Origin of the sequence: Kitasatospora phosalacinea, from assembly GCF_030268885.1 — a bacterium.
GTDB classification, from domain to species: Bacteria; Actinomycetota; Actinomycetes; order Streptomycetales; family Streptomycetaceae; genus Kitasatospora; species Kitasatospora phosalacinea_C.
In genome coordinates this window covers 79,396-87,276 of record NZ_BSSA01000036.1, presented here as the reverse complement: position 1 = coordinate 87,276, position 7,881 = coordinate 79,396, and the positions used below count along the sequence as shown (strand labels likewise).

Genomic DNA, 7,881 nt, shown 5'->3' with positions numbered 1-7,881 from the left:
GCCCGCCCCCTCGTCCGAGCGAGGGGGCGGGCCGCCGCCGTGCCGTCCGGGCCGGTCAGCCGGTGTTGCGCAGGCCCGCCGCGATGCCGTTCACGGTGAGCAGCAGCGCGCGGGCGCGCAGCGGGTCCTCCGGGCGGCCGGCCGCGACCTCCTCGCGCTGCCGGCGCAGCAGCGCGACCTGCAGGTAGGAGATCGGGTCGAGGTAGGCGTCGCGCACGGTGAAGGTCTGCTTGAGGACCGGGTTGTGCTCCAGCAGCTCCGACTCGCCGGTCAGTCGCAGCACCTCGCGCAGGGTGAGGTCGTGCTCGGCGACGATCTGCTCGAAGACGTGGTGCAGTTCGGCCGGGACGAGCTGCTCGACGTAGTGGCGGGCGATCCGCAGGTCGGTCTTGGCCAGCGTCATGGCGACGTTGGACAGGAAGTTGCGGAAGAAGTGCCAGTTGCCGTGCATCTCGTCGAGCACGTCCGACAGCCCGGCCGCGCGGGCCGCCGCCAGGCCGGAGCCCACGCCGTACCAGCCGGGCACGATCTGCCGGGACTGCGTCCAGCCGAACACCCACGGGATGGCCCGCAGGCCGTCCAGGCCCGCGCCGCTGTCGGGGCGGCGGGACGGGCGGGAGCCCAGGTGCAGCGAGGCCAGCTGGTCGACCGGGGTCGCGGCGAAGAAGTACTTCGGCAGGTCCTCCTGCTCGACCAGGGCGCGGTACGCGGTGTGCGCGGCCTCGGAGACCCGGTCCATCGCGGCGTCCCAGCGGGCCAGCTCCTCGGGGGCCTGGCGGGGCGCGGTGTGCAGCGCGGAGGCGGCCAGCGTGGCGGAGAGGGTCAGCTCCAGGTTCTCCCGGGCCAGCGAGGGCAGCAGGTACTTGTCGCTGATCACCTCGCCCTGCTCGGTGACCTTGATCTCGCCCTCCAGGGTGCCCCACGGCTGGGCCAGGATCGCCTCGTGCGAGGGGCCGCCGCCGCGGCCGACGGTGCCGCCGCGGCCGTGGAAGAGCCGCAGCCGGATGCCGTAGCGGTGCGCGACGTCGCGCAGCCGGCGCTGGGCGCGGTGGATCTCCCACTGCGAGGTGGTGATGCCGCCGAACTTGGAGGAGTCCGAGTAGCCGAGCATGACCTCCTGGACGTCGCCGCGCAGCGACACCAGCAGCCGGTACGACGGGTCGGAGAGCATCTCGTCCAGGATCCGGTCGGCCTCCTGGAGCTCGTCGGTGGTCTCCAGCAGCGGCACGATGCCGATCTTGGCGATGCCCGCGTGCAGGTCGATCAGGCCGGCCTCGCGGGCCAGCACCGCGGCCGCGAACACGTCGTCGGCGCCCTGGCACATCGAGATGATGTACGACTCGACGATCTCGTCGCCGAAGCGCTCGAAGCCCTCGCGGATGGTGGTGAACACGCCCAGCGTCTTGGCGCCCGCGGCGTCCAGCGGCGCCGGGGTCGGGGCCAGCGGGCGGCGCGAGCGCATCTCCTTGGACAGCAGGCGCTGGCGGTACTCGCGCGGCATGTCGGTGTAGCGCCACGCCTCCTCGCCGAGCCGGTCGAAGAGCTGGCCCAGCGCGTGGTGGTGCGCCTCGGCGTGCTCGCGCACGTCCATGGTGGCCAGCTGCAGGCCGAACGCCTCGATGGTGCGGATCGCCCGGGCCAGGCGGCCGTCGGCGATCAGGCCGCCGCGGTGGGCGCGCAGCGAGTCCTGGATCAGCCGCAGGTCGGCGATCAGGTCGCGGGTGCCGACGTAGTCGCGGCCCGGGACGGACGGCGTCCCGGCGGCCAGCCGGTCGCGGGTGTTCTCCAGCTTGATCCGGATGCAGGTGGCCTTCAGCCGGTACGGCTCCTCGGCGTTCATCCGCTTGTAGCGCGGGCTCAGCTCCGGCAGGTGCTCCAGGTCGGCGTCCAGCGAGGCCAGCAGCTCCTCCGAGGCCCCGGCGAGGCGGACCGAGGTGGAGAGCGAGGCGCGCAGGTCGTCGATCGCCTCCAGGGCGTCCTTGATGCCGTACTCGTGCTGCAGGTTGAGGACGTCCCAGGTGACCCGCGGGGTGACGTTCGGGTTGCCGTCGCGGTCGCCGCCGATCCAGGTGCCGAAGGTCAGCGGGCGCACGCCCTCGGGCAGCGTCAGGCCGACCCGGGCCAGCTCCTCGTGCAGCTCCTCCAGCACCTCCGGGACGGCGTCGCGGTACAGCTCGTCCAGGTAGTAGACGGCGTTGCGGGCCTCGTCGGTGGGCTCCGGGCGGGCGATCCGCAGCTCGTCGGTCTGCCACAGCAGGTCGATCACCTCGGCCAGGCGGCGGTCGGCCTGGCGGCGGGCGGAGGTCTGCCGGGCGCTGTCGACCCGGCCGGTGGCGGCCTGCTCGCGGTGGATGCGCTCCAGCAGCTCGCCGACCCGGCGCAGCTTGTTCAGCACCGAGCGGCGGGCCGCCTCGGTGGGGTGCGCGGTGAAGACCGGGCGGACCGCGAGGTTGGCCAGGGTGTCGGCCAGGTGCTTCGGGTCGGCCTCCTTCAGCTGGTCCATGGTCTGCGACAGCAGCGAGCCCTCGCGGGCCCGGCGGGAGGCGAACTCCCGGCCGCGGTGCACCTGCTCGGTGACGTTCGCCAGGTGGAAGTACGTCGAGAAGGCGCGCACCAGCTTCGCGGCGGTGTCCAGGTCGATCTCGGCCAGCAGCTGGGCGGTGGCCTCGCCGTCGGTGCGGCTCAGCAGGCGGACCTGCTCGACCAGGCCCAGCAGTTCGGGGCCCTCCTGGCGCACCAGGGTCTCCCCGAGCAGATCGCCGAGCCGGCGGATGTCCGCCCGCAGCGCGGCATTGTCGTCCGCGTCGGCGATCACGGAGGGGCTGTCCGCCGGAGTGGGGACCGGAGCGGTCACGGCTGTCTCCCTGTGGTGGTGGGGTTCGGCAACGGCTCTGACATCACCGCGGTGCGGGTGACGGGTGCGGACCGCGCTGTCCGACGGGCAACAGCATAGGTGGCACGCGGTGCCAGGACGGAGAGGTGGCCGGATGGCGGACAGGTCGGGGCCCCGGGCCGGGCCGGGGGGTCGGCCCGCCGGGGCCGCTTGCGTATCGTGTCGGTCATGAGTGAGAAGCCGGCGGGGGACGGCGTGTGGTGGTGGGCGCGCAGGCGCAGCGCGGTGCTGGACGTGGGCCTGGCCGCGGCCTCGGGACTGGAGTGCGCTGTCGGCGCGTACGGGCTGGTCCGGGACAGGCTGCACTGGGGGATGCCCGTCACGGTGGTGTGCGTGGTGCTGGGGGCGCTCGCCGGGGCGTCGCTGGTGGTGCGGCGGCGCTGGCCGGTGGTGCCGGTGGTGGTGGCGCTGGTGTTCGTGCCGGGCTTCTTCGGCGTGATGCTGCTGGTGGTCTCGCTGTACACGCTCGCCGCGACCTGGGAGTGGCCCTCGCGCCGGGCCCGGGTGGTGGTGCTGTCGGCGGTCGCGACGGTGGAGACCTTCGGCATGGTGCTGCTCGCGATGACGGCGCCCGCGAAGGCCCCGCCCGCCGAACCGCTCCCGCCGACCTGGGTGTTCGTGGTGATCGCGGCCTTCGTCGCGGTCGGCATGGCCGTCGCCCCGATGGTGACCGGCCTGTACGTGGGGGCGCGGCGCCGTCTGGTGGAGTCGCTGAAGGACCGGGCCCAGGGCCTGGAGACCGAGCTGACGCTGCTGGCCGAGCAGGCCAGGGAACGGGCCTGGCGGGCCCGGGTCGAGGAGCGCACCCGGATCGCCCGGGAGATGCACGACGTGGTCGCGCACCGGGTCAGCCTGATGGTGGTGCACGCCGCCGCGGTGGAGCGGATCGTCCCCAAGGACCCGGCGAGGGCCCAGCAGTCGGCCCAGCTGATCGGCGAGACCGGACGGCAGGCGCTGGACGAGCTGCGCGAGATCCTCGGCGTGCTGCGGATGACCGAGCCGCAGGAGCAGGTGGAGGCCCCGGTCGGCGGCCTGGGCGAACTGCCGGAGCTGGTCGAGCAGTCCCGGGTGGCGGGCATGGCGGTGTCGCTGACGGTCAGCGGCGAGCGCCGGGCGTACGTCGCCGAGGCCGAGCAGACCGCGTACCGGGTGGTGCAGGAGGGCCTGACCAACGCGCACAAGTACGCGGGCGGGGCCCGGGTCTCGGTGCTGCTGGCGTACGTGCCCAACGGGGTGCGGGTGTCGGTGGTGAACGAGTGCCCGGGCGGGGCGGCGGTGCCGGTGGCGCTGCCCAGCGGCGGCAACGGGCTGGTGGGCATGCGCGAGCGGGTGGTGGCGCTCGGCGGGGCGTTCCACGCCGGGCCGGAGGACGACGGCGGGTTCCGGGTGGAGGCGGTGCTGCCGTCCCGGCTGCGGCGCGCGGGGGCGCCCCCGTCCTGACGGGCCGTCAGGCGGGGTCGGACGCGGTGCGCAGCCGGTGCGGGGCGTGGCCGAGCACCAGGGTGCCGATCGCCCGGTCCACGCTGGCGCCCAGGTACCACTCGCCGGTGTGGTCGAGGCTGTAGACCCGGCCCTGCTCGTCGATCGCCAGCAGGGCCTGCCCGTACAGCTCCTCGCCGAGCGGGGCGAGCCGGGTGTCGAGGGCGCGGCCGAGGTCGGCCAGGGTGCGCGGGGCGTGCAGGCCGCAGCGCGGGTCGAGCAGGAACGGGGTGCGGGCCAGGGTGGCGCCCGCGCCCGGGACGTCGAAGGCCAGGCCGCCGAACTCCGCCCACGCCTCGATCGCGGCCGGGAACACCGCGTGCTGCGGCTCCAGCGGGCCGCCGTACGCGACCAGGGCGTCGGCCCACTGCTCGGCCTGCCGGATCTCCCAGCGGCCGGGGTGCCAGCCGGCCTGCTTGAGGGCGGCGGCCACGTCGGCCGGGAAGCGGGGCTGGGTGCGGACGGTGCTGGCGTTCAGGGCGTGCTCCGGGGTTCGGGGACGGGGGCGGGTGCGCGCGGCGGCGGCTCAGCGGCCGGGCGGGCCGACCGCGACGCTGGCCACGTTCAGGTGCTCCAGCAGCGGGGCGCAGGAGCGGCACGGCGGCGCGTGCGTGCCGTGCGCCGGGTCGCCCTCCTCGCGGATCCGCAGCGTGGTCATCCGGGCCCCCTTGAGCGCCTTGCGGGCCTCCTGCACCGTCATCGGCTTGCGCGCGGCCCGCTTCGAGCGGGACGCGTCGACCTGCCCCAGGTACTGGGACAGCAGCGCCGCCTCCGGGCAGCGGCCCACGAAGCGCTCGCGCTTCTCCACCGGCAGCGCCGCCAGGAACTCGCCGACCAGCGGGTGCAGCATCGGCGCCAGCTCCGACTTCTCCCCGGCCAGCGTGTGCACCTCGCCGCCGCGCAGCGACAGCGCGGCCGCGACCGCGGGCAGCAGGCTGTCGCGCTGGTGCCGCAGCACGGGCGGCGGGCCCGACTGGTCCATGACTGCTCCTCGGCGTTGGTGCGGTGCGCCGGCAGTTCTCCGCTGCCGGGGGTCTGCTGACGGACGGTGGATCACGCAGGGTAGCGGACCCCACTGACAGTGAATCCTCACCCGAGAGCATCCAGCCTGCCAAACCCGTTCGGGCCGCGCCGCGCCGGGGTGCGGACACGGGGCGCGCGGAGGTGTACGGAGGGCCGAACTCCCGCCGTGCGCGCCCCTGGTGGCCTTCACCGGTTTTGCCGATTGTGCCCCGATGGGCCCGGCCGGGCCGGTACCGTTCGAGCGACGCGGCGGCAAGGGGGGTCTTGCGATGGGGTCGAACGTCGAGGCGCACGAGGCGCCGGGGGAACACGTGCCCGCACCGGGCAGCACCGAGCACCCGCCCGAGCGGCGGATCGGCCTGGCCGTCGTCGGCGCCGGGTACTGGGGACCGAACCTGGTCCGCAACGCGCAGCAGACCGCCGCCCTGCGGCTGCACTGGCTGTGCGACCTCGACGAACAGCGCTCCCGCAAGGTCCTCGGCGAGTACTCCACGGTCGCCGCCACCACCTCGTACGCGCAGGTGCTCGCCGACGAGCGCGTCCGGGCGGTGGCCATCGCCACCCCCGCCGGCGCGCACCACCGGCTGGCCCGGGCCGCCCTGGAGGCGGGCAAGCACGTCCTGGTCGAGAAGCCGATCACCACCACCGTCGAGGAGGCCGCCGACCTGGTCGCCCTCGCCGAGGAGCGCGGCCTCGTCCTGATGTGCGACCACACCTTCTGCTACACGCCGGTGGTGCGCCGGATCCGCGAGCTCGTGCACGGCGGCGAGATCGGCGACGTCCAGTTCTTCGACTCGGTGCGGATCAACCTCGGCCTCGTCCAGCCCGACGTCGACGTGCTGTGGGACCTCGCCCCGCACGACCTGTCCATCCTCGACTTCGTGCTGCCGCCGGGCGTCGAACCCGTCGGCGTCAGCGCCCAGGCCGCCGACCCGATCGGCGCCGGACGGGCCTGCGTGGCCTACCTGACGCTGCACCTGTCCAACGGCGCGCTCGCCCACTGCCACGTCAACTGGCTCTCCCCGACCAAGGTCCGCACCACCCTGATCGGCGGCTCCCGCCGCACCCTGGTCTGGGACGACCTCAACCCGCAGGCCCGGCTCGCGATCCACGACCGCGGCGTCGACCTCACCCCGCCCGACGAACTCACCGACGCCATCCGGCACCGCGCCCTGATCTCCTACCGGGTCGGCGACGTGGTCGCCCCCGCCCTGGTCGAGCAGGAGGCGCTGCGCAACGTCATGGCCGAGTTCGCCGCCGCCATCACCGAGGGCCGCGCCCCGCTCACCGACGGCCGCGCCGGACTGCGCGTGCTGCGCCTGCTGCACGCCGCCTCCCGCAGCCTCGAACTCGGCGGCGCGACCGTCCCCGTGGACGCCGCCGCCGACGCCGAGCTGATCACCCGCCACCACCCCGCCGAGCAGAAGGCCGCCGCACGATGAACGCCGCCGTCCCCCTCGAAGGCTCCCGCTGCCTGGTCACCGGCGGCGCCGGAACCATCGGCTCCGCCGTCGTCGACCAGCTGGTCGAGGCCGGGGCCCGCGAGGTCGTCGTCCTCGACAACTTCGTCCGCGGCCGCACCGCCAACCTGGCCCGCGCCCGGGAACTCGCCGCCCCCGGACAGCTGCGGGTGGTCGACGGCGACATCCGCGACCGCGCCCTGCTGCGCGAACTGCTCGGCACCGACACCGACCTGCTGTTCCACCTCGCCGCGATCCGGATCACCCAGTGCGCCGCCGAACCCCGGCTCGCCCTGGAGGTCATGGTCGACGGCACCTTCGACGTGGTCGAGGCCGCGGCGGAGACCGGCGTGCGCAAGGTGGTCGCCTCCTCCACCGCCTCGGTCTACGGCCTGGCGGACGTCTTCCCCACGCCCGAGACCCAGCACCCGTACCACAACGACACCCTGTACGGGGCCGCCAAGGTCTTCAACGAGGGCCTGCTGCGCAGCTTCCACGCCATGTACGGCCTCGACTACGTCGCCCTGCGCTACTTCAACGTGTACGGCCCCCGGATGGACGTGCACGGCCGCTACACCGAGGTCTTCATCCGCTGGATGGAGCGGATCGCCGCCGGACGGCCCCCGCTGATCTTCGGCGACGGCGCGCAGACCATGGACTTCGTCTACACCGAGGACATCGCCCGGGCCAACCTGCTGGCCGCCGCGGCCCCGGTCACCGACCGGGTCTACAACATCGCCTCCGGCACCGAGGTCTCGCTGCGCGGCCTCGCCGACGCCCTGCTCGCCGCCATGGACTCCGACCTCGACGTCGAGCACGGCCCCGCCCGCGACACCGCGGGCGGCGTGGTCCGGCGGCTGGCCGACGTCTCCGCGGCCGAGCGCGACCTCGGCTGGAAGCCCGAACTCGGGCTGGAGGACGGGCTGCGCAAGCTCGTCGCCTGGTGGCGCGAGCAGCAGAGCTAGCGCGCAGCCCGCAGGACGCCCGCGGGAGCAGGCCGCGCCCGGGCGGGGGAACCGTCCACGG

General features: G+C 74.6%; 6 protein-coding genes. 3 read left to right on the top strand and 3 right to left on the bottom strand.

Annotation, left to right across the window (positions count from 1 at the left end; genetic code table 11):
* Positions 1-55: 55 nt before the first annotated feature.
* Positions 56-2,812, bottom strand: coding sequence for a phosphoenolpyruvate carboxylase (ppc, locus tag QSK52_RS34360; protein ID WP_285740176.1), 2,757 nt, complete (start codon positions 2,810-2,812; stop codon positions 56-58).
* Between the two features lie 249 nt (positions 2,813-3,061).
* On the opposite strand from ppc, the gene QSK52_RS34355 reads away from it, so the two are divergent.
* On the top strand, positions 3,062-4,333 hold the full coding sequence (locus QSK52_RS34355) for a sensor histidine kinase (RefSeq protein ID WP_285740175.1): 1,272 nt from the start codon (positions 3,062-3,064) through the stop codon (positions 4,331-4,333).
* 7 nt (positions 4,334-4,340) lie between these two features.
* Here QSK52_RS34355 and QSK52_RS34350 read toward each other — a convergent pair whose 3' ends face one another.
* Together QSK52_RS34350 and QSK52_RS34345 are read right to left on the bottom strand one after the other, a co-directional pair.
* Positions 4,341-4,805 (bottom strand): SUKH-3 domain-containing protein, encoded by a 465-nt coding sequence (locus QSK52_RS34350; protein WP_285740174.1) that lies wholly within the window; start codon positions 4,803-4,805, stop codon positions 4,341-4,343.
* 93 nt (positions 4,806-4,898) lie between these two features.
* Positions 4,899-5,354, bottom strand: coding sequence for a YwqJ-related putative deaminase (locus tag QSK52_RS34345; RefSeq protein ID WP_285740173.1), 456 nt, complete (start codon positions 5,352-5,354; stop codon positions 4,899-4,901).
* A gap of 310 nt (positions 5,355-5,664) precedes the next feature.
* On the opposite strand from QSK52_RS34345, the gene QSK52_RS34340 reads away from it, so the two are divergent.
* Both QSK52_RS34340 and QSK52_RS34335 read left to right on the top strand, forming a co-directional pair.
* Positions 5,665-6,837: a Gfo/Idh/MocA family protein gene (locus QSK52_RS34340; protein WP_285740172.1), complete on the top strand. Its 1,173-nt coding sequence runs from the start codon at positions 5,665-5,667 to the stop codon at positions 6,835-6,837.
* Complete coding sequence (locus QSK52_RS34335; protein ID WP_285740171.1) at positions 6,834-7,820, top strand: NAD-dependent epimerase/dehydratase family protein; 987 nt, start codon at positions 6,834-6,836, stop codon at positions 7,818-7,820. The genes QSK52_RS34340 and QSK52_RS34335 overlap by 4 nt, the downstream gene beginning before the upstream one ends.
* Positions 7,821-7,881 lie beyond the last annotated feature (61 nt).